Source organism: Streptococcus sp. SK643 (assembly GCF_000259505.1).
Classification (GTDB): Bacteria; Bacillota; Bacilli; order Lactobacillales; family Streptococcaceae; genus Streptococcus.
Genome location: NZ_AJMM01000019.1, coordinates 1 through 26,790, shown reverse-complemented (window position 1 = coordinate 26,790; position 26,790 = coordinate 1). Strand labels below are relative to the sequence as shown.

Annotated in this window: 32 protein-coding genes, 2 pseudogenes and 1 other annotated feature; of the genes and pseudogenes, 5 read left to right on the top strand and 29 right to left on the bottom strand. The window is 39.6% G+C overall.

Translation table 11 applies throughout. The annotated features are described in order from the left end of the window. Nucleotides 1–41: 41 nt before the first annotated feature. The 6 genes and pseudogenes from HMPREF1117_RS07290 to HMPREF1117_RS12000 all read right to left on the bottom strand — a co-directional run. Entirely contained in the window at nt 42–1,031 is a 990-nt protein-coding gene (locus HMPREF1117_RS07290; RefSeq protein WP_000665663.1) for a hypothetical protein, read from the bottom strand. Beyond that, nucleotides 1,018–2,031 carry a hypothetical protein gene (locus tag HMPREF1117_RS07285; RefSeq protein ID WP_000660857.1) on the bottom strand — a complete coding sequence of 338 codons (1,014 nt, stop codon included), beginning with the start codon at nt 2,029–2,031 and terminating at the stop codon, nt 1,018–1,020. The genes HMPREF1117_RS07290 and HMPREF1117_RS07285 overlap by 14 nt, the downstream gene beginning before the upstream one ends. Before the next feature lie 113 nt (nt 2,032–2,144). Continuing rightward, nucleotides 2,145–2,708, bottom strand: coding sequence for a hypothetical protein (locus HMPREF1117_RS07280; RefSeq protein ID WP_000841645.1), 564 nt, complete (start codon nt 2,706–2,708; stop codon nt 2,145–2,147). Nucleotides 2,709–2,719: 11 nt separating this feature from the next. After that, the gene (locus HMPREF1117_RS07275) at nt 2,720–3,262 is read right to left on the bottom strand and encodes a hypothetical protein (RefSeq protein ID WP_000760366.1); all 543 of its coding nucleotides are present in this window, start codon (nt 3,260–3,262) and stop codon (nt 2,720–2,722) included. Continuing rightward, nucleotides 3,259–3,837 carry a hypothetical protein gene (locus HMPREF1117_RS07270; protein WP_000360253.1) on the bottom strand — a complete coding sequence of 193 codons (579 nt, stop codon included), beginning with the start codon at nt 3,835–3,837 and terminating at the stop codon, nt 3,259–3,261. Before HMPREF1117_RS07270 ends, HMPREF1117_RS07275 begins: the two co-directional genes overlap by 4 nt. Then, nucleotides 3,834–3,970: pseudogene (locus HMPREF1117_RS12000) on the bottom strand (GNAT family N-acetyltransferase); the annotation flags it as partial. The pseudogene HMPREF1117_RS12000 and the gene HMPREF1117_RS07270, both read right to left, overlap by 4 nt. Nucleotides 3,971–4,140: 170 nt before the next feature. On the opposite strand from HMPREF1117_RS12000, the gene ald reads away from it, so the two are divergent. Then, a complete protein-coding gene (gene ald, locus HMPREF1117_RS07265; protein WP_000904694.1) occupies nt 4,141–5,253 on the top strand; it encodes an alanine dehydrogenase in 1,113 nt (370 codons plus the stop codon). Nucleotides 5,254–5,308: 55 nt separating this feature from the next. On the opposite strand, the gene HMPREF1117_RS07260 is transcribed toward ald, so the two are convergent. The 21 genes from HMPREF1117_RS07260 to HMPREF1117_RS07160 all read right to left on the bottom strand — a co-directional run bounded on the left by HMPREF1117_RS07260 (nt 5,309) and on the right by HMPREF1117_RS07160 (nt 21,742). Further along, nucleotides 5,309–6,304, bottom strand: coding sequence for a PhoH family protein (locus tag HMPREF1117_RS07260; protein ID WP_000658192.1), 996 nt, complete (start codon nt 6,302–6,304; stop codon nt 5,309–5,311). A gap of 185 nt (nt 6,305–6,489) precedes the next feature. After that, complete coding sequence (locus HMPREF1117_RS07255; protein ID WP_001232084.1) at nt 6,490–6,705, bottom strand: YozE family protein; 216 nt, start codon at nt 6,703–6,705, stop codon at nt 6,490–6,492. Between the two features lie 8 nt (nt 6,706–6,713). Further along, nucleotides 6,714–7,568 carry an RNA-binding virulence regulatory protein CvfB gene (cvfB, locus tag HMPREF1117_RS07250; protein WP_001095459.1) on the bottom strand — a complete coding sequence of 285 codons (855 nt, stop codon included), beginning with the start codon at nt 7,566–7,568 and terminating at the stop codon, nt 6,714–6,716. 59 nt (nt 7,569–7,627) lie between these two features. Next, nucleotides 7,628–8,185, bottom strand: coding sequence for a ribosome recycling factor (gene frr / locus HMPREF1117_RS07245; protein ID WP_001262225.1), 558 nt, complete (start codon nt 8,183–8,185; stop codon nt 7,628–7,630). Between the two features lie 8 nt (nt 8,186–8,193). Continuing rightward, complete coding sequence (gene pyrH, locus HMPREF1117_RS07240) at nt 8,194–8,931, bottom strand: UMP kinase (protein ID WP_000070192.1); 738 nt, start codon at nt 8,929–8,931, stop codon at nt 8,194–8,196. A gap of 83 nt (nt 8,932–9,014) precedes the next feature. Next, nucleotides 9,015–10,349 (bottom strand): methylenetetrahydrofolate--tRNA-(uracil(54)-C(5))-methyltransferase (FADH(2)-oxidizing) TrmFO, encoded by a 1,335-nt coding sequence (trmFO, locus tag HMPREF1117_RS07235; RefSeq protein WP_007557037.1) that lies wholly within the window; start codon nt 10,347–10,349, stop codon nt 9,015–9,017. A gap of 134 nt (nt 10,350–10,483) precedes the next feature. Further along, complete coding sequence (gene rsmI, locus HMPREF1117_RS07230; RefSeq protein WP_001166909.1) at nt 10,484–11,362, bottom strand: 16S rRNA (cytidine(1402)-2'-O)-methyltransferase; 879 nt, start codon at nt 11,360–11,362, stop codon at nt 10,484–10,486. Nucleotides 11,363–11,364: 2 nt separating this feature from the next. Beyond that, nucleotides 11,365–11,682 (bottom strand): DNA replication initiation control protein YabA, encoded by a 318-nt coding sequence (gene yabA, locus HMPREF1117_RS07225; protein WP_000358230.1) that lies wholly within the window; start codon nt 11,680–11,682, stop codon nt 11,365–11,367. Nucleotides 11,683–11,721: 39 nt separating this feature from the next. After that, on the bottom strand, nt 11,722–12,612 hold the full coding sequence (locus HMPREF1117_RS07220; protein ID WP_000808205.1) for a DNA polymerase III subunit delta': 891 nt from the start codon (nt 12,610–12,612) through the stop codon (nt 11,722–11,724). Next, complete coding sequence (gene tmk / locus HMPREF1117_RS07215; RefSeq protein ID WP_000033371.1) at nt 12,609–13,247, bottom strand: dTMP kinase; 639 nt, start codon at nt 13,245–13,247, stop codon at nt 12,609–12,611. Before tmk ends, HMPREF1117_RS07220 begins: the two co-directional genes overlap by 4 nt. 114 nt (nt 13,248–13,361) lie before the next feature. Beyond that, nucleotides 13,362–14,159, bottom strand: a complete 798-nt coding sequence (gene proC / locus HMPREF1117_RS07210; RefSeq protein WP_000689688.1) for a pyrroline-5-carboxylate reductase — start codon at nt 14,157–14,159, stop codon at nt 13,362–13,364. Between the two features lie 3 nt (nt 14,160–14,162). Beyond that, a complete protein-coding gene (locus HMPREF1117_RS07205) occupies nt 14,163–15,425 on the bottom strand; it encodes a glutamate-5-semialdehyde dehydrogenase (protein ID WP_000255287.1) in 1,263 nt (420 codons plus the stop codon). Between the two features lie 9 nt (nt 15,426–15,434). Next, nucleotides 15,435–16,544: a glutamate 5-kinase gene (gene proB / locus HMPREF1117_RS07200; RefSeq protein ID WP_000875760.1), complete on the bottom strand. Its 1,110-nt coding sequence runs from the start codon at nt 16,542–16,544 to the stop codon at nt 15,435–15,437. A 109-nt stretch (nt 16,545–16,653) separates the two neighbouring features. Continuing rightward, nucleotides 16,654–17,544, bottom strand: coding sequence for an RluA family pseudouridine synthase (locus tag HMPREF1117_RS07195; RefSeq protein ID WP_000403185.1), 891 nt, complete (start codon nt 17,542–17,544; stop codon nt 16,654–16,656). Beyond that, a complete protein-coding gene (gene lspA, locus HMPREF1117_RS07190; RefSeq protein WP_000745695.1) occupies nt 17,534–17,995 on the bottom strand; it encodes a signal peptidase II in 462 nt (153 codons plus the stop codon). The genes HMPREF1117_RS07195 and lspA overlap by 11 nt, the downstream gene beginning before the upstream one ends. Then, nucleotides 17,992–18,900 carry a LysR family transcriptional regulator gene (locus HMPREF1117_RS07185; RefSeq protein WP_001025699.1) on the bottom strand — a complete coding sequence of 303 codons (909 nt, stop codon included), beginning with the start codon at nt 18,898–18,900 and terminating at the stop codon, nt 17,992–17,994. Before HMPREF1117_RS07185 ends, lspA begins: the two co-directional genes overlap by 4 nt. A gap of 272 nt (nt 18,901–19,172) precedes the next feature. Then, nucleotides 19,173–19,577, bottom strand: coding sequence for a DUF5301 domain-containing protein (locus tag HMPREF1117_RS07180; RefSeq protein WP_000720924.1), 405 nt, complete (start codon nt 19,575–19,577; stop codon nt 19,173–19,175). A 318-nt stretch (nt 19,578–19,895) separates the two neighbouring features. Beyond that, nucleotides 19,896–20,189 carry a 50S ribosomal protein L27 gene (gene rpmA, locus HMPREF1117_RS07175; protein WP_000916509.1) on the bottom strand — a complete coding sequence of 98 codons (294 nt, stop codon included), beginning with the start codon at nt 20,187–20,189 and terminating at the stop codon, nt 19,896–19,898. A 16-nt stretch (nt 20,190–20,205) separates the two neighbouring features. Continuing rightward, a complete protein-coding gene (locus HMPREF1117_RS07170) occupies nt 20,206–20,550 on the bottom strand; it encodes a ribosomal-processing cysteine protease Prp (RefSeq protein ID WP_000613707.1) in 345 nt (114 codons plus the stop codon). A gap of 15 nt (nt 20,551–20,565) precedes the next feature. Next, a complete protein-coding gene (gene rplU, locus HMPREF1117_RS07165; RefSeq protein WP_000109141.1) occupies nt 20,566–20,880 on the bottom strand; it encodes a 50S ribosomal protein L21 in 315 nt (104 codons plus the stop codon). Between the two features lie 35 nt (nt 20,881–20,915). Then, nucleotides 20,916–20,990 (bottom strand) — a sequence feature (ribosomal protein L21 leader region). 65 nt (nt 20,991–21,055) lie between these two features. Next, nucleotides 21,056–21,742 (bottom strand): YoaK family protein, encoded by a 687-nt coding sequence (locus tag HMPREF1117_RS07160; RefSeq protein WP_001238351.1) that lies wholly within the window; start codon nt 21,740–21,742, stop codon nt 21,056–21,058. Nucleotides 21,743–21,889: 147 nt separating this feature from the next. On the opposite strand from HMPREF1117_RS07160, the gene HMPREF1117_RS07155 reads away from it, so the two are divergent. Next, complete coding sequence (locus HMPREF1117_RS07155) at nt 21,890–22,867, top strand: Gfo/Idh/MocA family protein (RefSeq protein ID WP_000915850.1); 978 nt, start codon at nt 21,890–21,892, stop codon at nt 22,865–22,867. After that, entirely contained in the window at nt 22,864–23,946 is a 1,083-nt protein-coding gene (locus HMPREF1117_RS07150; RefSeq protein WP_000850594.1) for a DEAD/DEAH box helicase, read from the top strand. The genes HMPREF1117_RS07155 and HMPREF1117_RS07150 overlap by 4 nt, the downstream gene beginning before the upstream one ends. Nucleotides 23,947–23,973: 27 nt before the next feature. On the opposite strand, the gene HMPREF1117_RS07145 is transcribed toward HMPREF1117_RS07150, so the two are convergent. Then, nucleotides 23,974–24,351 carry a DUF1934 domain-containing protein gene (locus tag HMPREF1117_RS07145; RefSeq protein WP_007556979.1) on the bottom strand — a complete coding sequence of 126 codons (378 nt, stop codon included), beginning with the start codon at nt 24,349–24,351 and terminating at the stop codon, nt 23,974–23,976. A gap of 71 nt (nt 24,352–24,422) precedes the next feature. Between HMPREF1117_RS07145 and HMPREF1117_RS07140 the strand changes: the two genes are divergently transcribed. Beyond that, nucleotides 24,423–25,727 (top strand): HD domain-containing protein, encoded by a 1,305-nt coding sequence (locus HMPREF1117_RS07140; protein ID WP_001003470.1) that lies wholly within the window; start codon nt 24,423–24,425, stop codon nt 25,725–25,727. Between the two features lie 12 nt (nt 25,728–25,739). Next, nucleotides 25,740–26,546 (top strand): sugar-phosphatase, encoded by an 807-nt coding sequence (gene yidA / locus HMPREF1117_RS07135; RefSeq protein ID WP_000023499.1) that lies wholly within the window; start codon nt 25,740–25,742, stop codon nt 26,544–26,546. Nucleotides 26,547–26,702: 156 nt separating this feature from the next. Here yidA and HMPREF1117_RS12120 read toward each other — a convergent pair. Next, a pseudogene (locus HMPREF1117_RS12120) lies at nt 26,703–26,790 on the bottom strand (DUF6572 domain-containing protein); the annotation flags it as partial.

Sequence of the window (26,790 nt, the reverse complement as noted above, 5' to 3'; positions counted from 1 at the left end):
ATAATTACATAATTCAGAGTTCCACTGACAATGAAGATTCATCATTTTTTCTTTCCTTTTTTGAATCTAGTATTTACTTTATTTATAACATAAAGAATAAAACTTCCCAAAATATCCAATCCTATTAAGATTATAAATAGTCTGATAAGCCAAAGCAGCCAACGTGTTTGATTAATGAATACATTGATGTAGGCATTTCCCCCATCAATGTAAATAATAAGAAGAAGTAAAAATATTTCAAGAGGAATGCGAATTTTAGCTTTCTTCAGACTAAATTCTTTAAATAAATTTCTGAATAAATTTCTAAAACTGACCTCTCCGTCCGGTTCTGCTTCCCAATACTCCTTGCTTTGAGTTTTTAGACATAAAAGATAGGCGACTTCTGTGATGAGTTGAGAGAAGCCATAGCTAAAAAGTACCGCTGTTAGAATTCCTAAAACTAGCGCAAACTTACCGGAAAGAACACCGCCTAGCATGGAAACTGTAAAAATAATGAGAAGAGAATTATTATTGTGGGCACTAGACTTCGTAAAATAATTACCCATTGTTCTATTGGTAGAAAAACCTTTTTTTAACTCTCTTTTTAGCCAAAAATAGTGATAAACAAAACCAACAACTGTACAGATTAACAAAAAAGGAATGGCGTTTAATGAACGTTCGTTATATTCTTGTAAATTAGTCCCTGAATAAACAAGAATAATATAAGATATAAGTATCAAAGATAAAAAAATACCTATATAAGATAAAAGTAATAATATGGTTGATAAAATCTGTCTACGATAAATAAATGTCATTCCTAGCGGAATAAAGGTTGCCACGACAAGATAAATAACATAGATCAAAACAAAATCAAAAAAGTAATTTTCCAAAGGATTTATTCCGTAGCCTTTAACAAAATAAAAATATTGGAAAAGCAGAAACAATTCCAAAGCGAAGGCTCCTGCAAATGAAATAACCATCATACTTGCTGATGCCCGAGTATTCGCTAAACTTTTAAAATATGCTTTATTTAATTCTTCAACTTCTTTCACTGTTTTTTCTTCCTTTTTTGAATCTAGTATTTACTTTTTTTATAACATAAAGAATAAAACTTCCCAAAATATCCAGTTCTATTGCATAGATGAACAATTTGACACTCCAGACAAGCCAAATAGGTCGCTTAATGCTCTCATCTGAATAACCACTATAATTAATAATCCCTAATAATATTGCAAAAGCTACAATCTCAAGTGGAATACGAATTTTAGCTTTCTTGAGACTGAAACCCTTAAATAAATCTCGAAAAGTCTCTTTTTTCGTAGGTACATCTTCCCAATATTCCTTGCTTTGAGTTTTAAGATATAAAAGATAGGCGACTTCTGTAATCAATTGAGAAAATGCATAGCTGAAAAGAAGAGCTCCAAGAATTCCAAAAATAAGTATCAATTTACCTGAAAGTAAGGCAGCCAACATAGAAAGTCCAAAAATGATGTAAAGAGAGTTTCTACCATATGCATTAGATTTAGCAAAATAATTCCCCATTGTCCTATTTACAGAGAAACCTTTTTTTAACTGGCGTTTTAACCAGAAATATTGATAAATAAAGCCACAAACTGTAGAAATTAACAAAAATGGAATAAAAATTGGAGAATACTTAGGGAATCCAAGCGAAAATTCCTTCGTCGAGATTGATGTTACAAGAATTATCAGCATCATCATTTGTAATGAAAAGTATATTCCAATATAAACCATCATCAGAGAAAAGGTTGCTAAAATTTGTCTTTTATATGCAAACATTCCTGCTAATGGAATAAAAAAAGCAACAATTAAATAAAGTAAGAAGAAAATGAGAAGATCAAAAAACCAATAAGTTAATGGATTTATTGATAAAACCTCTTTTAAATACCAGGAAAAAACCCAAATAATTAAAGATAATATAAATACTCCTGTCCATGAAATAACCATCATACTTGCAGATGCGCGAGTATTCGCTAAACTTTTAAAATATGCTTTATTTAATTCTTCAACATCTTTCACTGTTTTTTCTTTCACATTAACCTCCTAAATTGACCTACCTTTAAGCCCTTTTAATTAAAAAACACAGCTTAATCAGCTTATTCTAATTATTCGATAAATAAAAAAATCTGTAGAACTCGATCTTCCAATCAAATATCTTTATTTTCTAATTCTTTGTATAACTGTCTCAATATCATGCTGCGTTTAATCAATTTGGTATTTAAAATAGTGTATACGATAAAATATGATGATAAAGTTAATACAAGACTAATATAATTACCCGAACTTATAAAAATTGCAGCAGTCACTATTCCTATAATCAAAAAACAGAGCATCGTTATATATAATATTAAAACATTCCTTTTTTCTTGCTTTAAAAAGTTTTGATAGTTTATTAAATCAATTCGAAATTCTTCTAACTCAATGACACGGTTTAAAACATAATAAAGGAATAGACTGCTACCAATACTAATGATAATATAAGCAAAGATTAAAGACAGTATACGAAGATCTGTTGGTACTTTCCCATCTTCACTTATACTTCTCAAAACAATATATAAAACAAGAGCAATTGAACTGTAACCAGTAATGGTAGCTGCTCCATTAGCTTTATCCTTTGTTGGATATAAAAGTTGATGATTTTCATTGTTATAGTAGACAGATTTTTCCTGATATATACCTAGGGCAACGAAATTTTTAGTGTTGCTTTTCATAATTATCTTTCTTAATTATAAGCTTTATAAAGTCCATTTATGATTTTTCCTCTTTGGAATATTTTATTATAAAAGAACATAAAATACATAGTCATAAATAAAACTGAAACAACTCCCCACGGAAGATTGCCATATGTGATAAAGAGGTTCGCAAAAAATATTATAATTAGTGGGAATATGATAAGAGATAAATAGGTAAAAAAGACATTCTTTCGCTCTCTTAACACGAAGTCTCTCATTGCTTTTTCCTCTAATTGAAGTTTTTCAACTTGCCTCTCACGATGGTACGTAACATAACAAACAACAAAGGCTATTATAAAGGAAATCAGGATGCCAATCATTAGAAATTGATATCTTCCCAGAATGGTTAAATAGTATTTGGAATTGACTCTTCCAATTATGACATAAAGAATCATGATCAAGCTACTGCCAGCAGTTTCCCAAAAAGAAGTCTTTTTTCTTACTATGTATAAACCAGAATCCTTTTTATCAAAATAAACTGGATTTTTATCAATTGTTCCTATCGGAACCATATTTTTTAAATATTTTTTCATGAATCCTTTTCCTTAGTGGAATATTTTTTGTCTAACATATGAATCACTTTATATCTTTGTACTGGTTTCGTGTTTAATAACAATAGGGGGAACATAAAAAATAAAATGGCTAAAAACAAAAACAAAAAATTAGAAGTCAATAAATAAACTATAGAAAAAAGCACTGGAAGAAGGAATGCCAATAATATAATTAGATGGCTCTTAACTATATTTTTCTTCTCATTTTTAAGAAAAGTTATCATATCAACGTTTGAAAGCACAAAAGGACTAATAATTAATTCTTCATTCAAAGCTGGTCTGTAGAGGAGTTTTGAGACAATGATCATTAGAAAAAAACCAAAAATCAAGGGCCAAAAACCACTGAATACCTGAGCTTTTGTTACTTCTCTTACAAGAACATAAAGAATAAGTGCTACTCCTGTCGAGAAAGCGACAGGAGACACTTTAAACTTTGTTTTAGAACGACCTAAGAACATCTTGTCTGTTTTCTTATCATAAAACACTGTTTCCCCTTCAAAATTAGCAATTCCTACAAATTCAACGTCCTTTAACTTTATAATTTGATTTTTGTCCACGAGAACCTCCTATTTTTCTTATCTGAGACATAATCAAACATTTCTTCCGCATCATCCAAAGTTACAGGTCTAAGCAATAAACGCACAGTCTCCACTATTGGATACTGGCTAGTTTTAAAAAGATTGATTCCATTTTCTTACCTCTACTTCTAAAAATATTTCTAGTATTATAGCATAAAATTGGTCTTAAAATAAATTTTTCTTGCAATTTAAAGCGGTTTCATATAAAATCATCACATTTTTTCAAAAAATGTGATCACTTATCTTTAACCCCTAGCATCTATAGAAAGAGAGTTAACCTTTATGTTAATCGGAATTCCAAAAGAAATTAAAAATAATGAAAACCGCGTTGCCCTCACACCTGCTGGTGTTCATAGTTTGGTCGGTCGCGGTCATCGCGTCCTTGTAGAAACAAATGCTGGTCTCAGTTCAGGATTTACTGATACAGATTACAAAAAACAAGGAGCTGAAATTGTCGCTACTGCTGGTGAAGCTTGGGCTGCAGAGTTAGTCGTGAAAGTAAAAGAACCATTACCTTCTGAATATGCCTACTTGCGTGACGACCTGCTTCTCTTCACCTACTTACACATGGCTGCTGCTCCTAAATTGGCTGAAGCCATGTTAGCAGCAAAAACGACAAGTATCGCTTATGAAACTGTCCGTGATGATCAAGGGCAATTACCACTCCTCGTACCTATGAGTGAGGTGGCTGGTCGTATGGCGGTTCAAATCGGAGCTCACTTCTTGACCAAACAAGCTGGTGGCTCTGGTGTCCTACTTGGCGGTGTACCGGGTGTACCTAAAGGAAAAGTATCCATCATCGGTGGTGGTGTCGTAGGAACCCATGCTGCCCGCATCGCTTTAGGATTGGGAGCGCAAGTGACTATCCTTGATATCAGTGCTAAACGTCTCTCCTTTTTAGAGGAGGTCTTTGGCCACCAAATTCAAACTCTCATGTCCAATTCATTCAACATCGAAGCAAGTGTTCGAGATGCTGATGTCGTTATCGGAGCGGTTCTCATCCCTGGTGCCAAGGCTCCAAAACTGGTCACAGATGAGATGGTCCAACAAATGCGTCCAGGATCTGTCATCGTTGACGTTGCCGTTGACCAAGGTGGCGTTATCGAGACAGCTGACCGTGTGACCACGCACGATGAGCCTGTATATGAAAAACACGGTGTGCTCCACTATGCCGTTGCTAACATCCCTGGTGCGGTTGCTCGTACTTCTACCATTGCCCTAACCAATGTCACTCTTCCTTATATCGAAGCTTTGGCTGGTAAAGGTTTTGTACAAGCAATCTCTGAGGATGAGGGCTTGCGCCAAGGTGTTACTACTTATCAAGGTTACTTAACCAGTCTTCCAGTAGCCCAAGGTCTTGATAAAAACCATACTCCAATTGATGAACTAGTATAAAAATCTAATTATCAGATAAAAGAAAGAGCAATTCCACCTGAACTGCTCTTTTTTGCTATTCTGTTTCTTCTTGGACTTCTTCACGCTCTTCATTTTTAATTGGTGCTGGTTCATAAGCTCTGATAATCTGAGCAACAACTGGATGGCGAACCACATCCTTGGCTGAAAAATGAACAAAGTCAATTTGGTGAATGTTCTTGAGTTTCTCTTGGGCATCAATCAAACCGGACTTGACGTTACGCGGAAGGTCAATCTGACTGATATCTCCATTGACAATCATCTTAGAATTAAAACCTAAACGCGTCAAGAACATCTTCATCTGCATGATGGTCGTATTTTGCGCCTCATCAAGAATGACAAAGGCATCATCCAAGGTACGTCCACGCATATAGGCAAGGGGTGCAATCTCAATAATTTCACGCTCCATGAGACGAGTTGTTTGGTCTTTCCCGAGAATCTGATACAAGGCATCATAAACAGGTCGAAGGTAAGGATCTACCTTTTCCTTGAGGTCACCCGGAAGAAAACCTAGACTCTCTCCTGCTTCCACTGCTGGACGAGTTAGAATAATTCGCTTGACCTGCCCACGTTTAAGGGCAGTCACTGCCAAGGTCACTGCAAGGAAGGTCTTCCCTGTCCCTGCAGGTCCGATTCCAAAGGTCACATCATGCTGTTTGACACTATCCACATAAAGTTTTTGACCTAAGGTTTTGACGCGGATAGGCTTCCCAGTATTGTCTTTGATGATTTCTTCTTCATAAAGGGCGACAAATTTATCGATTTCGTCATTTTTAACCATGGTAATAGCCGTCACCACATCTGGCGTACCAACAGTCATCCCACGATTCACCAAGACCGTCAAGGCTTGGATAACCTGACGTGCTTCCTCACAAGCAGACTCTTCTCCCAAAACCTGCACAATCTCCGTACGAGCATGAATCACCACATCAAGCTCTTCTTCCATCAAACGCAGATGGCGTTCATTGGAACCAAAAAGATGAAACAGATCATCTGGATGACTCAGTTGAATGTCAATTGAATGTTCCTTCAAATAAAGAACCTCTCTAATCCTTTTATTTTTAGTAGTTTTTCGTTTGCTTTTAGTACTAGGCAACGAGTCGTAGGCATAACTAAGGTTAGGCAAGGCAAGTTAACGACGTAATAAAAGATAAACGGAATGACTATATTATAGCAAAGGGATGGAGAAATTACTAGCCCAATCCCAATGAATAAATGCTAGTGTTCTAAGTATTCTTGCCAGATAGCGTCAAAGTCTCCTAGGTTAAAAGAGAAACTGGCATGCTCCTCCAAAAAGCGACTCACCTCATCAAAATCATCCGTGTGTTTGGGGAATGCTGACTCTTCAAAAGCTAGGTCTGCCAAGATAGCTTTAGGACTATTACTTTTAGGATTGCGCTCAGTCATGAGCCAAGTGTAAAATGATTTTCTCATAAGTCTCCCTAAATCAACTCTGTACCAAACTGGTCTTGCTTGATCTTACCAGCCTTCATCAAGCCTCCAAGTGCTTTCTTGAACTGACCTTTAGAAATGCCAAAGGTTGCCTTGATATCGTCTGGAGATGACTTATCATTTAAGGTCATGAAACCACCATTGCTTTCCAAGTAAGTCAAAATCATCTGGGCATCATTTTCCAACATTTCAAAGGAACGTGGTTTGAGGGAGAGGTTCAAGGTACGGTCTACTTCGCGGAAACCAATGACACGCGCATCTAAGACTTGACCCAAACGTGGCTCTGCGTAGCGCTCACTTGGATGGATAAAGCCAAGCATGTTGTTTTCTGGCAGGTAAACAAAAGTTCCTGACAGCTTGAGACGATATACAATGGCTGGCCAGTTTTGGTTCTGCATGTTATTGTAGGCAGGACGAGCCAAACGTTGGAAGTCTTCTTGATAAGCCAAAAGGCCCCAGATACGGTCTTTCTTGTCCACTTCAAGACGGATGTAGAGTTGATCACCCTTCTTAGGCCAAAGTTCCTTAAGCTCAGGGAGAATATCGAGTGACACAACGATTTCCTTGTCAGGAAGGCCTGTATCCACAAAGACACCCAAGTCTTTACGAACTTCCGTTACAGTTCCCCAACCAAATTGGTCCTGAGTAGCAGTCACTTCCAGAGTTGTCAGGCGAAGTTTTTGCTTCATGTCTGTGTAGGCAAAACCTTTAACCGTATCGCCTACTGTATGCTGACCTTCTTCCTTGGCAAGTGCATAGGTCTGACCATCCTTTTGCACAAAGTAAAAACGGTCATTTTCATCGATGATGAGTCCAACAATAAAACTTGCAAGATTTGTATTCATATTTCCTTCTTTCGAATAAAACTCAGCCAGCAATGCCAACTGAGTTTTTCTGTTTATTTTTAGACTTCCAAAAGTTCTTTCTCTTTGTTGGCAGTCATGTCGTCGATGTGTTTAACAGCATCGTCTGTTACTTTTTGAATATCTTTTTCAAGAGTCTTCAATTCGTCTTCAGTGATTTCTTTTGCTTTTTCTTGTTTCTTGGCTTCGTCCATAGCATCACGACGGATATTGCGGACAGCCACTTTAGCATTCTCACCAACCTTCTTCACTTCTTTAGCAAGGTCACGACGAGTTTCTTCTGTAAGAGCTGGGATCACCAAGCGGATCACAGAACCGTCGTTAGCTGGTGTGATACCAAGATCAGAGGCATTCAAGGCACGTTCGATGTCTTTCAATGAAGACTTGTCAAATGGTGTTACCAACAAAACACGCGCTTCTGGAATCGTAATTGAAGCGATTTGGTTAAGAGGAGTTTCTACTCCATAGTATTCTACATGTACACGGTCAAGCAAACTTGCATTGGCACGGCCTGCACGGATACCACCAAATTCACGAGCAAGTGATTGGTGAGACTGGGTCATTCTCTCTTTAGCTTTTTCAATAATTGCGTTAGCCATAATCTTTCTTATTCCTTTTCTTCGATATTATTTGAAACTGTTGTTCCGATATTTTCTCCAAAAACGACACGTTTGATGTTGCCTGGTTGGTTCATGTTGAAGACAACCAAGTCAATGTCGTTATCCATTGAGAGGGTTGAAGCTGTTGAGTCCATGATACGAAGACCTTTATTGATAACGTCACGGTGAGTCAATTCTTCGAATTTAACAGCTGTCTTGTCCTTCTTAGGATCGGCATTGTAAACACCATCTACTCCATTTTTAGCCATAAGGATAGCATCCGCTTCGATTTCAGCTGCACGAAGGGCCGCTGTTGTATCTGTTGAGAAGTAAGGTGAACCAATTCCAGCACCAAAGATAACGATACGACCTTTTTCAAGGTGACGAAGGGCACGTCCACGTACATAAGGTTCTGCTACTTGTTGCATGGCAATAGCTGTTTGCACACGCGTATCGACACCAACTTGTTGCAATGAATCTGCCATCACAAGAGCATTCATAACAGTCCCAAGCATTCCTGTGTAATCTGCCTGAACGCGGTCCATACCTGCTTCTGCAGCAGGTTCACCACGCCAGAGATTTCCTCCACCGATAACAAGGGCAATTTCGATACCTAAGCTATGAACTTCTTGAATCTCTTTTGCGATTGTTTGAACTGTTTGGATATCAATCCCTACGCCACGTTCACCGGCAAGGGCTTCACCTGATAACTTGATTAAAATACGTTTATACTTGGGATTCGACATTTTCACTCTCCTTCTTTTATCCTACCTATTTTATCACAATTTCTAAGATATTTATAGTATCATGAGCAATTCTTTCAAAAAAATTAAACCGTTAAAAATTCCTCTAAGTCGCTAAGGGCACGCTCTGCAATTTTTTCATAGCGAGCCTTCTTATCACGGATACGCTCGCCTTCCAACTCCTTGATGATTCCAAAATTGACATTCATTGGTTGGAAGTGCTTGCTGTCTGCATGGGTGATGTAATGAGCTAAGCTTCCAATCGCTGTTGTCTCTGGGAAAATAGCCTCGCTTTCTCCCTTGAAGAGACGAGCCGCGTTAATGCCAGCTACTAAACCTGATGCTGCTGATTCAACATAGCCTTCCACACCCGTCATTTGACCAGCAAAGAAGAGATTTGGTTGTTTCTTAGAACGGTAAGTCTGCTCAAGAAGATTTGGTGAATCCATATAAGAATTGCGGTGCATGACACCATAACGTACAAACTCCGCATTTTCAAGACCTGGAATCATTTGGAAAACACGTTTTTGTTCTCCCCATTTAAGGTGGGTCTGGAAACCAACGATATTATAGAGACTACCAGCAGCATTGTCCTGACGAAGCTGAACCACCGCATAAGGTGTTTTGAATTCTCCATCACGAGGTCCTGTGTAGTCATCTGGATACTCCAAACCGACTGGTTTCATAGGACCATAAAGCATGGTTTTAATACCACGTTTAGCCATGACTTCGATAGGCATACAGCCTTCAAAGTACTTTTCTTTTTCAAAAGAATTAAGCGGTGCTTCTTCCGCATTGACCAAGGCTTCATGGAAATCCATGAACTCTTGTTTGGTCATAGGGGCATTGAGGTAGGCCGCCTCTCCCTTATCATAACGAGACTTGAGATAGACCTTGCTCATATCAATGGTATTGACATCGATAATAGGCGCTGCCGCATCGTAGAAATAGAAACCATCGCCGTCATTAAGGGCATGGATCTTTTCAGCCAGTGCATCGCTAGTCAAGGGACCAGTCGCCACAACTGTAATAACATCTGTCGGCAATTCTGTAATTTCATCACGTACTACTTCGATTAGGGGATGATTTGCTACTTTTTCGGTCACCATTTGGGAGAAACCATCTCGGTCCACCGCAAGCGCCCCACCTGCAGGAACACGTGTAGCCTCAGCAGATTCCAAGATAATAGAACCCAGGCGACGCATTTCTTCCTTGAGAAGCCCAACAGCATTAGTCAAAGCATCACCGCGAAGAGAATTGGAGCAAACCAACTCAGCAAAATTGTCTGTTTTGTGCTGGGGTGTTGATTTGATTCCACGCATTTCATAGAGTTTAACTGGAATACCACGTTCTGCGATTTGGTAGGCTGCTTCAGAACCTGCCAAACCAGCACCGATAACATTGATATAAGATTGAGACACGACACTAATACCTCTTTGGGTGGGACGTAAGTCCATATCAAAACACCTCACTGGACTGTTTGACACCCACAAATCTTTCTAATTTTTTCTTCTACTAGTATAACAAAAAAAGGGAAGAAGGCAAACTTCCCTGTTTAGTCATTTTCTTGATTTTCTTCCCATTCGTGATAGGCAGCGTAAAGCTGGCTCTTATTCCACTGGTAAAACTTAGCTACTTCCTTGATAGCTTGATTTTTCTTCATTCCTTGTTGGATGCGGGCTTGGATTTCTACGAACAAATCTTCCTCGTCCTTTTCCTCCACATCCTGACTGACACCTTCAACGATGAGTAGGCATTCTCCCTTGAGAGGCGTTTCGGCAATGTTTTCTAATAACTCAGAAATGATACCTCTTTGGTATTCTTCATAGATTTTAGTCAATTCTCTGACCAAGACGACCGAGCGGTCACCGTAGACTTCTAGCATATTTTCTAACGTATCTGCCACACGATGGGGCGATTCATAGAAAATTTGTGTTTCAGGATAGTCTTTTTTCAAGTCGAAAAATTGCTTCTGCTGACCTGATTTTCTCGGTAAAAAGCCGTAAAAGATATGTGGTTGTGGCGCCAAACCACTGGCAATCAAGGCAGAAATCCCCGCAGAGGCGCCTGGAACTGTGACAACTGCAATATCTTCCTCAATGGCTGCCTTGACCAAATCATGACCAGGGTCCGAGATGCTAGGCAGACCTGCATCAGAGACCTGAGCAATGCTTTGCCCTGCTTTCAAAAAACCAATCAAATCAGGAATTTTTTCCTTGGCATTGTGCTCATGGAAACTGATTTGCTTAGTGGAAATATCAAAATGCTTGAGCAAAAGTCCTGTATTGCGCGTGTCCTCAGCAGCAATCCAGTCCACTTCTTTCAAGGTATGGATAGCTCGAAAGGTCATATCATCTAGATTACCAATCGGCGTTGCTACAAGGTAGAGCTTGCCATAGGGCGATTGACTCTTAAAACTTTTTTGAATCTGCATGCCTACTCCCTGTATAATAACTCGTCACAGAACATACATTCCTCATCCTGCTCTCGGCGTTGTCCATAAAAATCATTACATACGTGAAAACCATCTTTATAAATCCGACGCACACTTTCTCGTACATGTTTTCCTTTGGCAGGTGTATTTGCTTCCACTTCCCCTAAACGTTCTCGCAACTTAGAATTTTCCAAGCGAAGAGCTGTATTTTCCTCGACCAGGCTCTTGAGATTTTTCTTGATAGCTTCAACATCTGCCAAGGTCACCAATAATTGCTGGGAAAAATCATCTAGTGCATCAAATAATTCTTTTTTATCCATAAATCAGCCCTTTCCTTTCTATATCGTTCATTTTTGAGTTTATATTTCTTTCAATACCATATATTCCATGGCATTTTGAAAACTAACATTGGCTTGCCACATCTTTCTGGCTTCTAACAAATCTTGTAAAATCACTCTTACTCTTGCTTGTAGGATATCTTGTCCACAGAGAACTTCAAGAATCCGTAAAACCTGATCTTGTTTTTCCTTATCATCTGCCAAGCTAGCTAGTTTGGCAACTTGCAAATAACTTTCTTTTTTCTTAGCCACTAACCAAGTCAGCAGGCGTTCACTTTCATCGACCAAGGTCCAAAAACTAGCCTGATTGATCAACTTTTCTGCTTCAGCCTGAGATAGACTCAACTGAGCTAAAAGAGTCGCTTTTTTCTTAACCAGTCCCAGTTGTTCTAAGAGTAAGATGAGCTTCTCTTCTTGCTTTTTAAAGTGGAAAATCTGGGTCCGACTACGAATGGTCGGTAATATTTTTTCCTCATCGCTAGTCAAGAAGAAAATGTAGGCCTCACTCTGAGGCTCTTCGATGACCTTGAGCAGAGAATTAGCAGCATTGGGATGCATCTTTTCTGCCTGCTCAATGATAAAGACCTGTTGCTGACTTTCAATCCCTGCTTGGGAAAACTGGGAAACTAATTCCCGAATGCGTTCTGTCTTGATAATCTGATTGATTGGCTTAATCATGGTAACATCGGGGAACTCTCCCTCTTCAATCAGCTTACAATTTCGGCATTTTTCACAGGGTAAAACACCTACCTTATCAGTACAAAAAAGACTTTTAGCTAAAAATTTTGCCATATCCAAGCCACCAAATAAGCCTGAAAACAGATAGGCATGATTGAGCTGATTTTGATCCAAGATACGGACAAAACGGTCAAACTGCTCTGGTTGCAAATCTTTTAGTTGCTCTTGCTTCATTTACGTAATCCTATTCTTTCAAATAAGACAGACTTGGTATTTTCCAAAACTTGATCCAAAGGAAGACTGGCATTAATCTTGACAATACGGTCTCCTTCTTTCTCCAAAAGAGAAAGGTAACCTTGACGAACTTTTTTATGTAAATCTAAGCCTTCTAAATCCAAACGATTGACCTCACGATCGCTATTAGCGGCAATACGTGCCAGACCTTCTTCCACCTCGATGTCAAAATAGATTGTCAAATCGGGTTTAAGGCCATCTGTCGCAAAGTGATTGAGCCAATCAATGGCATCAATATCCAAGCCACGACCAAATCCCTGATAAGCAACGGAACTATCGATGAAGCGGTCCATAATGACCAACTTACCTGCTTCAAGAGCCGGTAATACCTTTTCTACCAAGTGCTGTCTGCGACTAGCAATATAAAGAAGCAACTCTGTCTTCGCATCCATCTGCGTATGATTTGGATTCAAAATCACTTCACGAATTTTCTCACCAATCAAGACTCCACCTGGTTCTCGTGTAGTCAGAACCTCAACTCCTTTTTCTTCTAATATCGGCAGTAAGGCTTCTAAAACACTGGTCTTTCCTGCACCTTCAGGCCCCTCAAGCGAGACTAAAAATCCTTTTGACATGACAAACTCATTTCTTTTTTACTATCTTCTATTTTATCAAAAAAATAGATATTGTGAAAATCTTTTTAGACACTGATTTCAAAGAAGCATAAAAGAGGTAGATTTCTCCACCTCTTATTTGCCTAATTTTTTAGTTCGTTTATAGGCTTTATTGACTGCCTCCATCACGATTCCTCTAAAAGCATGAGCTTCTAGACTGGCTACTCCAGCGATGGTAGAGCCTCCAGGGCTACAAACTTGGTCTTTCAAAACACCTGGATGTTGTTTGCTTTCTAGGACCAATTGACCTGCACCAAGAACTGTTTGAGCTGCCATTTGTAGAGCAGTTTCTCGTGGTAATCCTGTCTGAACACCTGCGTCTGCTAAAGCTTCAATGAAGAGATAGACAAAGGCTGGCCCACAACCTGCAAGACCAGTCGCAGCATCAATTAAGCCTTCACTGATTTCAAACAAGAGACCGGCATGTTGTAAAAGTTGACAAAAGACTTCCTTATCATCTACTTGGCAGTTAGCTGACAAGGCATAACTAATGACTCCTTGACCGATAGAAACTGGAGTGTTGGGCATCATACGAATGAAACGATGCTGACTTGGAACAAGACTAGCCAATTTTTCCAACCTTACACCAGCTGCCATGGAAATCAAGAGCAGACTCTGACGTTTTTCAAGAATATATTGAAATTCCGTAAGTAAAGAAGATATCTGTGCTGGCTTGACAGCTAGAAAAATCACATCTGCTTCTGCAAAGATTTCTTCATTGCTAGAAGCCTGACCTCCATAACTAGCAATAAAAGTATCAACCTTATCTTGACTTAGATTAGAAAGAAGAATCGTGTCAGTATTTCTAGCTTTCCAAACAGCCTTGGCTAAGCTAGCTCCCATATTTCCTAAACCGATAAAACCAATCTTCATTTCTTACTCCCTTATCTGTCCATTACCAGCGACAACATACTTGTAACTGGTTAATTCTTTTAAGCCCATTGGCCCACGCGCATGAAGTTTCTGAGTTGAAATCCCCATTTCGCAACCAAGTCCAAATTGACCACCATCTGTGAAACGAGTTGAGGCATTGACATAGACTGCAGCAGAGTCTACTTGGTCTGTAAAGTAAGCTGCCGCATCCGCATTCTCAGTAACAATTGCATCTGAGTGGTGAGTACTATGAGCTTCAATATGATCTATCGCTTCTTCAAGACTGCCCACTACCTTAATAGCTAAAATATAGTCTAAAAACTCTGTATCAAAGTCTTGATCTTCTGCTGCTTGGCCAGATACAAACTGACTAGCTTTCTCATCCAAACGGAATTGAATCGGTTCTAGCCCAGCTTCTTTACGCTCCACAACCAAAACTTGCTCCAAGCGAGGAAGGAAGCTTGCCGCCTTATCTTCATGAACGAGAAGGACCTCCATGGCATTACATACAGAAGGACGACTAGTTTTGGCATTGTTGATGATAGACAGAGCCTTGTCTTCATCTGCATCCTTGTCCACATAGACGTGGACAATTCCAGTCCCTGTCTCAATCACTGGCACGATAGCATTCTCAACCACTGCATTAATCAAGCCAGCCCCTCCACGAGGAATAAGAAGGTCTAGATAGCCCTTGGCCTTCATCATGGCATAGCTACTGTCACGACTGGTATCTTCCACTAGTTGAATCACTTCTGGATGGATAGTAGTTGATTCCAAGCCTTTCTTTAGGGCCTTCACAATAGCATGAGCAGTTTGGTAGGCGTCCTTTCCACTACGAAGAACAACCGCATTTCCACTCTTAAGAGCCAAAGCCACTGCGTCAGACGTCACATTTGGACGACTTTCATAGATAATGCCAATGACACCCATAGCTACACGTTTCTTGGTAATAATCAAACCATTTTCAAGTTGATTGGTTTCTAAAATTTCACCGATTGGATCTGGCAAAACCACCACTTCACGAATCCCACTTGCCATGGCTTCGATACGTCCTGCATCTAAATAGAGACGATCCAGCATCACATCTGAGATTTTACCCTTAGCCGCTGCCATATCAAGAGCATTGGCTGCTAAGATATCTTCCGTAGCCTTTACCAAATGATCAGCCATAGCTAACAAGGCCTGATTTTTCACTGTTTCACTTGCAGTATTAATCGACTTCTTAACAGCCTGTACCTGCTCAAATTGTTCTTGTGTACTTACCATAGTTTACCTCTAAAATTCTGTAAAGAGTAGTTGGATTTCAGGAGTAATGGAAATCCAGTCGTCACGGTGAATCAAGACACCCTTGGCTTTTTGAGAACGCAACATATCCTCCAAAGCAGATGCTCCAAATTGCACGCGTCCTTTTCCAAGTGATTTTCCACTTTCCTTGTCAAATACTGTCACGATATCACCGTAAGAAAAGGCTCCTTCTGCTTCAACAATACCAGATAAAAGTAGACTCTTGCCATGTTGAGAGAGAGCTTCTGCGGCACCCTCATCCACCCAGATGGACCCTTGACTTTGGGCATAAAAGGCCAACCATTGTTTCTGGGTGCGGAGTCCCTTTTCTTGAGCAACAAAGAATGAACCGTCCTTAGTTTCATTTGCTGCTTCAATCATGGCATCTGGTTTTAAGGATGAGCAAATATAAACTGGAACTCCTGACTCTGTCGCAATAGTGGCAGCTTTGATTTTTGTTAGCATGCCACCTGTACCATTAGACGAACCTGCTCCACCGGCCATATCAATAATCTCACGATTGATAGTCTCGATTCGCTCCAAACGTTTAGCTGTTGGGTCTGAATTAGGATTTCCTGTATAAAGACCGTCTACGTCTGTCAAGAGGACCAAAAGGTCTGCTTGGACCATTGCTGCTACCTGGGCACTTAGAGTATCATTATCCCCAACCTTGAGCTCATCAATAACGACACTGTCATTCTCATTGATGATAGGAATTGCACCACGGCTAAGTAGAACTGACAAAGCCTGATGGGCATTTTTATAACGGCGCTTATCCACAAAATCATCCTGTGTTAGCAAGATTTGTGCAGAAACGATTTGGCGCAAGAGAAGATTGGTCGTGTATTCTTCCAATAAAAGGCCTTGCCCTACCGCTGCTGAAGCCTGCTTATCCGCAATCTTAGTCGGACGTTTCTTAAATCCTAAGGCTCCAAAACCTGCAGCAACCGCTCCAGATGATACTAGGATTAATTCATGGCCCGCCTCATGTAACATAGCCAATTGTTGAGTAATAACCTTCACTTTGCTACGTGACAGACTTCCATCCTCATTCGTTAGAGAAGAAGTCCCCACCTTAAAGACAATCCGTTTGTATTTCATAGTCTCACTCCGATTCTTCATATTTATCCATTATAACATGAATGATAGGAAATAGAAAAGAGTTGATAGGAAAAAGGTCGAGACAAGTCATCTCAACCTTTTATCACGTCTAATTCTTTCTCAATCTCTCCAATGTTTCCTTAAAAATCTCTGGAATATCTACTGTAAATTCCATGGTCTCACCTGTTCTCGGATGAGTAAAACCTAGAGTCTTGGCATGAAGAAATTGTCCATGTCCCTTAAGTGTTTTACGCGGACCATAGACTTCATCACCGGCGACTGGATGGCCAATATAAGCCATGTGAACACGGATTTGATGGGTACGCCCTGTCTCCAGTTGTAACTCTACTAAGCTATAATCGCCAAAGCGTTCCAAGACGTGGAAACGAGTCACTGCTGGCTTGCCTTTCGCAGTCACAGCCTGTTTCTTACGGTCTTTTTCACTTCGACCAATCGGTGCTTCAATTACACCACGATCATTGGGCAAATTTCCATGAACAATCGCCCAATATTTTCGTAGGGATTTTTTATCCTTAAGTTCTTGGGCCAGTGCTAGATGCGCATCATCATTTTTAGCAATCATGAGAAGACCTGACGTATCCTTGTCAATACGGTGAACAATTCCTGGACGCAGAACCCCATTGATACCCGATAAGTCCTTAATATGATACATAAGGGCATTTACTAGGGTCCCACTGGTATGACCAGCACTCGGATGCACAACCATCCCCTGAGGTTTGTTAACGACAGCCACATCCTCATCTTGGTAGATAATTTCTAGCGGAATCTCCTCAGCCACATACTCTAAGACCTCCGGCTCTGGCACATGATAAGTGATGATATCATCTTCTTTAACAGTGTACTTGGCCTTCTTGACTTGTCCATTGACCAAGACCTGTCCTAATTTGATTTGTTCATTAGCAAGACTACGAGACAATTCTGTCAAATCCGACAGAGCCTTGTCTAAACGCAGTCCACCACTTTCAATTTTAATTTCCATTCATTTCCTCTTTTAGCATTGCAATCAATAAAATAATCACACCAACAGTCAGATAACTATCTGCCACATTAAAAATCGCAAAATTGATAAAGTCTAGGTGAAACATATCCACAACAAAGCCTTGACTCAGCCTATCAATAAAATTTCCAAGACCTCCAGCGATGATTAAGGTTAGGCCAATCACCATCCAAATTGAGTCTTCCATGTGTTTATGTAGATACCAAATGGCACCTACCATGACGACCAATGTAATAATAGCAAAGAACCACTGCTGGTCTTGTAACATGGAGAAGGCAGCGCCACGATTTTGAAGGTAAGTTAAACTAACAAGTTTCGGAATCCAAGTCCGAACCTCACCTAATGGAATCTGCTGGACAATATAGGATTTAACCAACTGATCTAGGGCAATTAAGAGTAAAATCAAAACTGCTACTATTCCTCTTTTTTTCATGATTTCCTCTTCTGATTAAAATATTCTTGCATGACTTCCACGAAAAGAGTTCCAGCCTGACTGAGTTCGACTTCTTCACGTTTAACATAGACCATGCGATTATCGAGATTATCTTTAAGTCGAATAACTGTAATGCCATTCACACTATCACTATCTAAAAATCCTGAACCAGTCGCATAAGCGTCTGTCCGCTCCAAAATACCGTTTAAGGTAGCGCGATCCGTCACATTAAACATTTGAGAACTAGAACTAGTGTCTACAAAATTCTCAGAATAATAGAGATACTCATCCTTTTCTTGAGTGAAGCGAACTGTTGGTAAATCAACCAAATCCTCCATAACCAGTTCATCTTTCTTTGCCAAAGGATGACCTTCACGCAAATAAATATGAGTATGGAAAGGAAGCAATTCAATGACTTCAAGACCTAACTTTTCAACCCGTTGCATAATTCCTTTTTTATTTTGGTTATTTAGATAGATAATCCCAATCTCACTGTGACCTTGTGCCACTTCATCCAGAATTTGAACGGTAGTAGACTCAAAAATACGAAAATTTTTGTAATCCGGATAACGTTTTGAAAAAGCTGTAATGGTTGGTGGTAAAAAGTCATAGTGTTGACTGGCAATTGAAAATTCATCCTTTTCTTCCTCAGGATTGGCATACTGATTTTGAAAAATATCAAAGCCCTTGACCAACTCTTGAGCCTTCTCATAAAACTCCATTCCACGACGAGTCAAGAAAGTCCCTGAGCTGGTCCGACGGAAAATCTTAAAGCCCAACTCTTTTTCCAAATCTCGAACAGAAATAGACAGACTTGGCTGACTCACATACATCTTTTCAGCTGCTTCACGAAAAGTACCACTATTTGCAATGGCCACAACATAGCGTAATTGTTGAATGTTCATCTTCTACCTCCAACTTCTCTATCTGTCCATTATATCATATTTCAGAAGCTTTCCACAAAGGAAAAAAGTCATGAACTTTTCAAGTCTCAAATGAGACTCTAACAACCCAATACAAGAATTAGAATGATATCTTTTTCCCGTCCTCATTTCATTTCAAACAAATAAAAACAGCAAATCTTTTTGATTTACCGTTTAAAACATGATACAAATTCGATTTTCCATAATTTGATACAAGAAAACTCTCTAAAGATTTCTTTTATTCTATAAATCAACTAGAAAAACTCCTCAATCCTATTAGCTATATCTGGACTTATCTCCCAGATCCCAACATAAGGTTGTTCAATATACTGTTTTTCTTTCATAGTATATAGATAGGCTACACTATCATTTTCTTCATTCTGATGAGTGAATTTGATAATGATGTAATCTTTATCATTTGTCGGTTGATCATTTAAACTTTCTAAAGTTGTGGGTTTTGACTGTTTCTGTATCTCCTCAATCAATTTTGAAATTTCTTCTCCCTTGGTTATTGTTTTAACATCTTCTGAGATTTTTTTCTGCAGAGAAATTACAGAAATCGTTTCAGGTTCAGGAAGAATAAGTTTTTTCTTACTGACACAAGCAGATAGAACAAGAAAGGAGATTGAACAGACTATAATTGTGATAATTTTTTTCATACAGGTTCACATCCTTTCCATATTTCTGCTAGCTTACTAAGATATAATTATACTATCAAACCTCAGCAATTTTTGCAATATCTTATTCCCTTATAAAATTCATTACTGTAAAAATTCTACTAGATTATAATTTTTCAACAACAGATAAAGTAGCTGACAAATTCGCTTCTTACATAGGTTTTAAAATATGGGTACCAATATGGATACCAAACCAAAAAAACAGGCTCTCCGAAAACTCGGAAAGCCTTATTTATGCTACTTCTAGCTTCCTCGCCTTTATATTTTAAGGCTCGGGATAAAAAGGTTCACTGGACCTTTTTATTTAGCGATTGGGTAAACAGAAACTTGTTTTTTATCGCGTCCTTTACGTTCAAAGCGTACTACGCCTTCAACTTTAGCGAACAAAGTATCGTCTCCACCACGTCCAACGTTCACACCTGGGTAGATGTGTGTACCACGTTGACGGTAAAGGATTGATCCACCTGTTACAGTTTGTCCGTCAGCTGCTTTAGCTCCAAGACGTTTTGCTTGTGAATCACGTCCGTTTGATGTAGAACCTCCACCTTTTTTGTGGGCGAAGAGTTGCAAGTTGTTAAGAGTCATTTTTAACATAATGTTTTCCTCCGTGTTAGTTTTCTGTGATAACTCTGGTTTGGACGAACTCAGAAGAGTTCTCCGATAAGTTTGCCATACCCAAGAAAAACGATTCAAAGAATAACTGAGTCATTTCTCTCTGGTGTGAAGGAATATCCTTTGGAATTTCTACCATCAGATAACCACCTTCATCTTCATTTAATTCTAAGATTGGTTCATAGCCTGCAAATTTTTCAATGGAATTGATAAAGTTAATGGCAAGCGTAGAAACCGATGCACACACGACATCAAAGCCGTATTCGCCACTACCGGCGTGTCCAGTAATTTCCGCACTCCTCAGCTCGCCATCTTCGGCTCTCTCAAAGACTGCTTGTATCATGTGTTCTCCTTAAAATTAAGCGTTGATTGCGTTGATGACAACTTTAGTATATGGTTGACGGTGACCTTGTTTACGGTGGCTACCTTTTTTAGGTTTGTACTTGTAAGTAACAACTTTCTTTTGTTTTCCTTGTTTTTCAACAGTTCCAACTACAGTAGCTCCAGCAACAAGTGGAGTTCCGACAACAGTGTTTTCACCACCAACAAGAACAACTTCGTTAAAAGTAACTTCTTGACCAGCTTCAACGTTCAATTTTTCAACGTAAACTGCTTGACCAACTTCAACTTTAACTTGTTTTCCGCCAGTTTTGATAATTGCGTATGTGCTCATTATGCACCTCCTATGATTTTTGGGGTTTCCCCGTATTTTTTGTGAAGACTCGCCTAGCATCGTGGGACGAACCACTTAGAGAAACGATGTTCGTGCGGTTGCACAGGAATGTGCATAGTCAACTCTTCAAGTATAGCATATCTTCTAATTTGATACAAGTAAAAACAACCTAAATTTACTCTTTTTCTTTCACCTTTTTTCTCCAATTCGCAAAAAGCATACTAGAGTAAAAAATACTCATCATGATTGGAATACCTAGGATAGTCTTCTCATTATAAAAAATAGTCAAATAAGCTGAAAAAACGACTCCAAAACTAAAACTCAAAAGCAAGCTTACAAAGATAATCCCTTCACGTAAAAATGGTGTGTGCTTGGTCCTAAAATAATCCCCAAAAGCTAGCATGGTCCGTTTGATGTTTCCTGTCATAAAAGCATTATTGTAGGCAATCCCCGATACTTCACCAAAGGCAGTTGTTACCAAGCCCATACAAAAAGCTAGTGGAGGAACTAGGTAAATATTGTCAACTGTCAAAGGAACAAAGCCGATAATAATAGACAAGAATGCTAAGGGTAATAAAGAAAAAATTGGCTTTTTGACAATTCCTAATTTTTCCTTATAAAAAGTTAGGAAAAATACCCCCATCATAAAAGCTACCAGTGTCATCACCTTATCTCTCACATCTGATACATTATTATGAATTAACTCGACAGATAAAAAGACAACATTTCCAGTTTGTCCTGCTACTAGGGTATTTCCTCTTACGATAAAGGTATAGGCATCCACATATCCTGCACAAAAGGTCAAAAAAAGCGCTAGCCTTTTAGACTGACGAGATATTTTTCTTATTGGTAATAATCTCATTTTCACTCCAATTCATTTAGTCATCTCTCTATTTTACCATTTTCTAAAAAAAATCGTAGTCTATTTTAAATATTTCCTCAGTAATTGGATAGTCCATCTATTCTATGATATAATGAAGAAAGGATTTGCCAGAAAAAGGAGAAAAGAATGCTGAAACTAGGAATTATTGGAACAGGTGCCATCAGTCATCATTTTATAGAGGCTGCCCATGCTAGTGGAGAGTACCAGCTTGTCGCAGTTTATTCTAGAAAGATAGAAACTGCAGAAATATTTGCTAATCGCTACAGTAATGTCCACTTGTTTAACAAGCTAGAAGATTTTTTCGCTAGCTCCTTCGATGTGGTCTATATTGCCAGTCCAAATTCTTTACATTATGCTCAAGCCAAGCTCGCCCTTGAAATGGGTAAGCACATCATCCTTGAAAAGCCAGCTGTTACGAGACCAGAAGAATGGCAAGATTTAGTCCAAACAGCCGAGGATCATCACTCTTTCATCTTTGAAGCGGCTCGTAATTACCACGAGAAAGCTTTTACTACTATCAAAAACTTTTTGGCAGACAAGCAAATTTTAGGGGCTGATTTTAACTATGCCAAGTATTCTTCTAAGATGCCTGACTTGTTAGCTGGACAGACCCCAAATGTCTTTTCAGACCGTTTTGCTGGTGGTGCTCTCATGGATTTGGGTATTTACCCCATTTATGCAGCTGTTCGTCTATTTGGTAAGGCTCTAGATACCTCCTATCAAGGGCAACAACTTGAAAACAGCATGGACCTAAACGGAGATGGGATTCTATTCTACCCTAACTTCCAAGTTCATATCAAGACTGGAAAAAATATCACTTCTAATCTTCCTTGCGAGATTTATAGTGCTGATGGTACCTTGACCCTCAACACTATCGAGCATATCCGCTCTGCTATTTTTACAGACCATAAAGGAAATGACATTCATCTTCCTATCCAGCAAGCACCCCACACCATGATTGAGGAAGCCGTTACATTTGCAAACATGATGAAAGAACCTGATCAATCTCTCTACCAAGACTGGCTGAACGATGCAGCACATGTCCACCACCTACTTTATAGCATGCGCCAGAAAGCTGGCATTAGATTTGAGGCAGAAAAATGAAAACCAAACTACCTACCGAATGGCAGGAACTAAGTGAACAACTTGGATTCCAAGAATTCACACCCATTCAAACCCAACTTTTTGATCCTATCCTTGCAGGAGAAACTCTTCTTGGAGTGAGTCCAACTGGAACTGGGAAAACTTTAGCCTATCTCCTGCCTAGTCTCCTCAGACTGACAAAGAAAAAAGCCCAACAATTACTTATTCTGGCACCTAATACTGAACTTGCAGGACAGATTTTTGAGGTAACTAAGACTTGGGCAGAAGCTATCGGATTAAATCCCCAACTATTCTTATCTGGTTCCAGCCAAAAACGTCAGATTGAGCGCCTCAAAAAAGGACCGGAAATTCTCATCGGTACACCAGGCCGTATCTTTGAACTCATTAAACTGAAAAAAATCAAGATGATGAATGTGGAATCCATCATCCTGGATGAATTTGACCAGTTACTAGATGATTCTCAGATTCACTTTGTCGAGAAAATTACCCACTACGCACCTCGTGACCACCAACTGGTCTACATGAGTGCAACAACTAAGTTTGATCAAGAAAAGATTGCACCTAACACGCGCACCATCGACCTCTCTGACCAAAAGTTGGACAATATCCAGCACTTCTACATGCAAGTGGAACAACGTAACCGTGTTGAGTTACTCCGTAAATTAGCTTATGTTGAAGATTTCCGTGGTTTAGTTTTTTTTAACAGCTTGTCCGACCTTGGTAGCGCAGAGGAAAAACTGCAGTATCGCGATGTCTTGGCTGTTTCTCTCGCGAGTGATGTCAACGTCAAGTTCAGGAAAGTCATTTTAGAGAAATTCAAGGACAAGCAACTAACCCTACTTCTTGCTACTGACCTTCTGGCACGTGGAATTGATATCGATAGCCTAGAATGTGTCATAAACTTTGACGTCCCAAGAGATATGGAAACCTACACTCACCGTGCTGGCCGAACTGGCCGTATGGGTAAAGACGGCTATGTTATCACTCTCATTACTCATCCAGAAGAACTAAAAAAACTCAAGAAGTTTACAAGTGTACGTGAAATCATCTTAAACAATCAAGAACTCTATATCAAATAAGGTTGGCTATCGCCAACCTTTTTCTTATTAACCCCAAGTAATTTCTAAACGATAGCTGGCAAAGGGTAGCCCCTCTTTGTTTTGCAGTTGATAGTCTAGGTAAATCTTTTGCCCTTCAAGCTCATAGCGACTGGTTTCAATGATAAACTCCTGAACCCCCATCGGTGTCGGTATATAGGCTAAACTATCCTGTCCCTTTAAAAAACGCATGATGGTATTGGGTTTAGAAAAACGAGTCATGACTAGTTCTTCCTCATGAAACTTGAGTACCACTTTTTCCTTTTCTTCATTGTAAAAAAGTAGATAGCTATAATCGCCCTTTTCTCTTAACTCTACATCATAAAGCTGGTCAATCACTTCCAACTGCTCATCAAACTGAATGGTATTTCGCATCCGAATCTTCACATCAGGTCCTCTTTCTTCTCTCTTGTCCTACTATTTTACCAAAAACTCTGGCTTTTTGCTATAATGGTCATATGAACGAAAAAGTATTCCGTGACCCAGTTCACAACTACATCCATGTCAATAATCATATCATCTATGACTTGATTAATACCAAAGAATTTCAACGTTTGCGTCGTATCAAGCAACTGGGTACGTCCAGTTATACTTTCCACGGTGGGGAGCACAGCCGCTTCTCCCACTGTTTAGGAGTGTATGAGATTGCACGACGTATCACTGAGATTTTTGAAGAAAAATATCCAGATGAATGGGATCCTGCCGAGTCTCTCTTGACCATGACCGCTGCTCTCCTACATGACCTTGGGCATGGTGCCTACTCCCATACTTTTGAAAATCTCTTTGATACAGACCATGAAGCCATCACTCAGGAGATTATTCAAAGTCCTGAGACAGAGATTCACCAAGTCCTGCTACAAGTAGCTCCTGATTTTCCGGAAAAAGTAGCTAGTGTCATCGACCATACCTATCCTAACAAGCAGGTCGTGCAGCTCATTTCCAGTCAGATTGATGCGGACCGCATGGACTATCTCTTGCGCGACTCCTATTTTACAGGAGCATCCTATGGAGAATTTGACCTGACTCGAATCCTCCGAGTCATTCGTCCTGTCGAAAACGGTATCGCCTTTCAGCACAACGGCATGCATGCCATCGAAGACTACGTACTCAGTCGTTACCAGATGTATATGCAGGTTTATTTCCACCCAGCAACACGCGCTATGGAGGTCCTCCTTCAAAATCTCCTCAAACGAGCTAAGGAACTTTATCCTGCGAACAAGGACTTCTTTGCACGTACTTCTCCGCACCTCCTTCCTTTCTTTGAAAAAAAGGTTACTCTATCAGACTATCTGGCTCTGGATGATGGTGTGATGAACACCTACTTCCAACTCTGGATGACCAGTCCTGACAAGATATTAGCTGACTTATCGCAACGCTTTGTCAACCGCAAGGTCTTTAAATCCATTACCTTTTCACAAGAGAATCAAGACCAACTCGCTAGCATGAGAAAATTGGTTGAGGATATCGGCTTTGATCCTGCCTACTACACTGCTATTCATAAGAACTTTGACCTCCCTTATGATATCTATCGTCCCGAATCTGAAAATCCACGGACACAGATTGAGATTTTACAGAAAAATGGTCAACTGGCAGAACTCTCTAGCCTATCTCCTATCGTCCAATCCCTTGCTGGTAGTCGCCACGGAGATAATCGTTTCTATTTCCCAAAAGAAATGTTGGATCAAAACAGCATCTTTGCAAGTATTACCCAGCAATTTTTACACTTGATTGAGAACGATCATTTTACCCCAAATAAAAACTAGAAGAGGAAATTTATGAGTATTAAACTAATCGCCGTCGATATCGACGGAACTCTAGTCAACAGTCAAAAGGAGATTACTCCTGAAGTCTTTTCCGCCATCCAAGATGCCAAAGAAGCTGGTGTCAAAATCGTGATTGCAACTGGCCGCCCTATCGCAGGTGTTGCCAAACTTCTGGACGACTTGCGGTTGAGAGACGAGGGTGACTATGTTGTGACCTTCAATGGTGCCCTGGTCCAAGAAACTGCTACCGGCCATGAGATTATCAGCGAATCCTTGACTTATGAGGATTATCTGGATATGGAATTCCTCAGTCGCAAACTCGGTGTTCACATGCACGCTATTACCAAGGACGGTATCTATACTGCCAATAGAAATATCGGAAAATACACTGTGCACGAATCAACCCTCGTCAGCATGCCTATCTTCTACCGCACTCCTGAAGAAATGGCTGACAAGGAAATTGTCAAATGTATGTTTATCGATGAACCAGAGATTCTGGATGCTGCAATTGAAAAGATACCAGCCGAATTTTACGAGCGCTACTCTATCAACAAATCAGCTCCTTTCTACCTCGAACTCCTTAAAAAGAATGTAGATAAGGGTTCAGCTATTACTCACTTAGCTGAAAAACTAGGATTGACCAAAGATGAAACCATGGCTATCGGTGACGAGGAAAATGACCGTGCCATGCTGGAAGTCGTTGGCAACCCTGTAGTCATGGAAAACGGAAATCCAGAAATCAAAAAAATCGCCAAATACATCACTAAAACAAATGACGAATCTGGCGTTGCCCATGCTATCCGTACATGGGTACTGTAAAAAGGTAAGAATAGACGAAAACCGCTCGGCTGAGCGGTTTTTAGTATGAACATGTCATAATAAGAGTAAATTAATAAATTGAATGGCTGTTGCACAGTCACTAAAATCTTGAGAGTACAAAAACAAAATGAACAGCTGTTATATCAAATGGAGACTTTATAACTCGGGCAATTCTACCTTCAAACTCATATCCGAATTATGCAATGTCTTCTGAACCGCTGCAAGAAAGGCTAGTCCATTATCA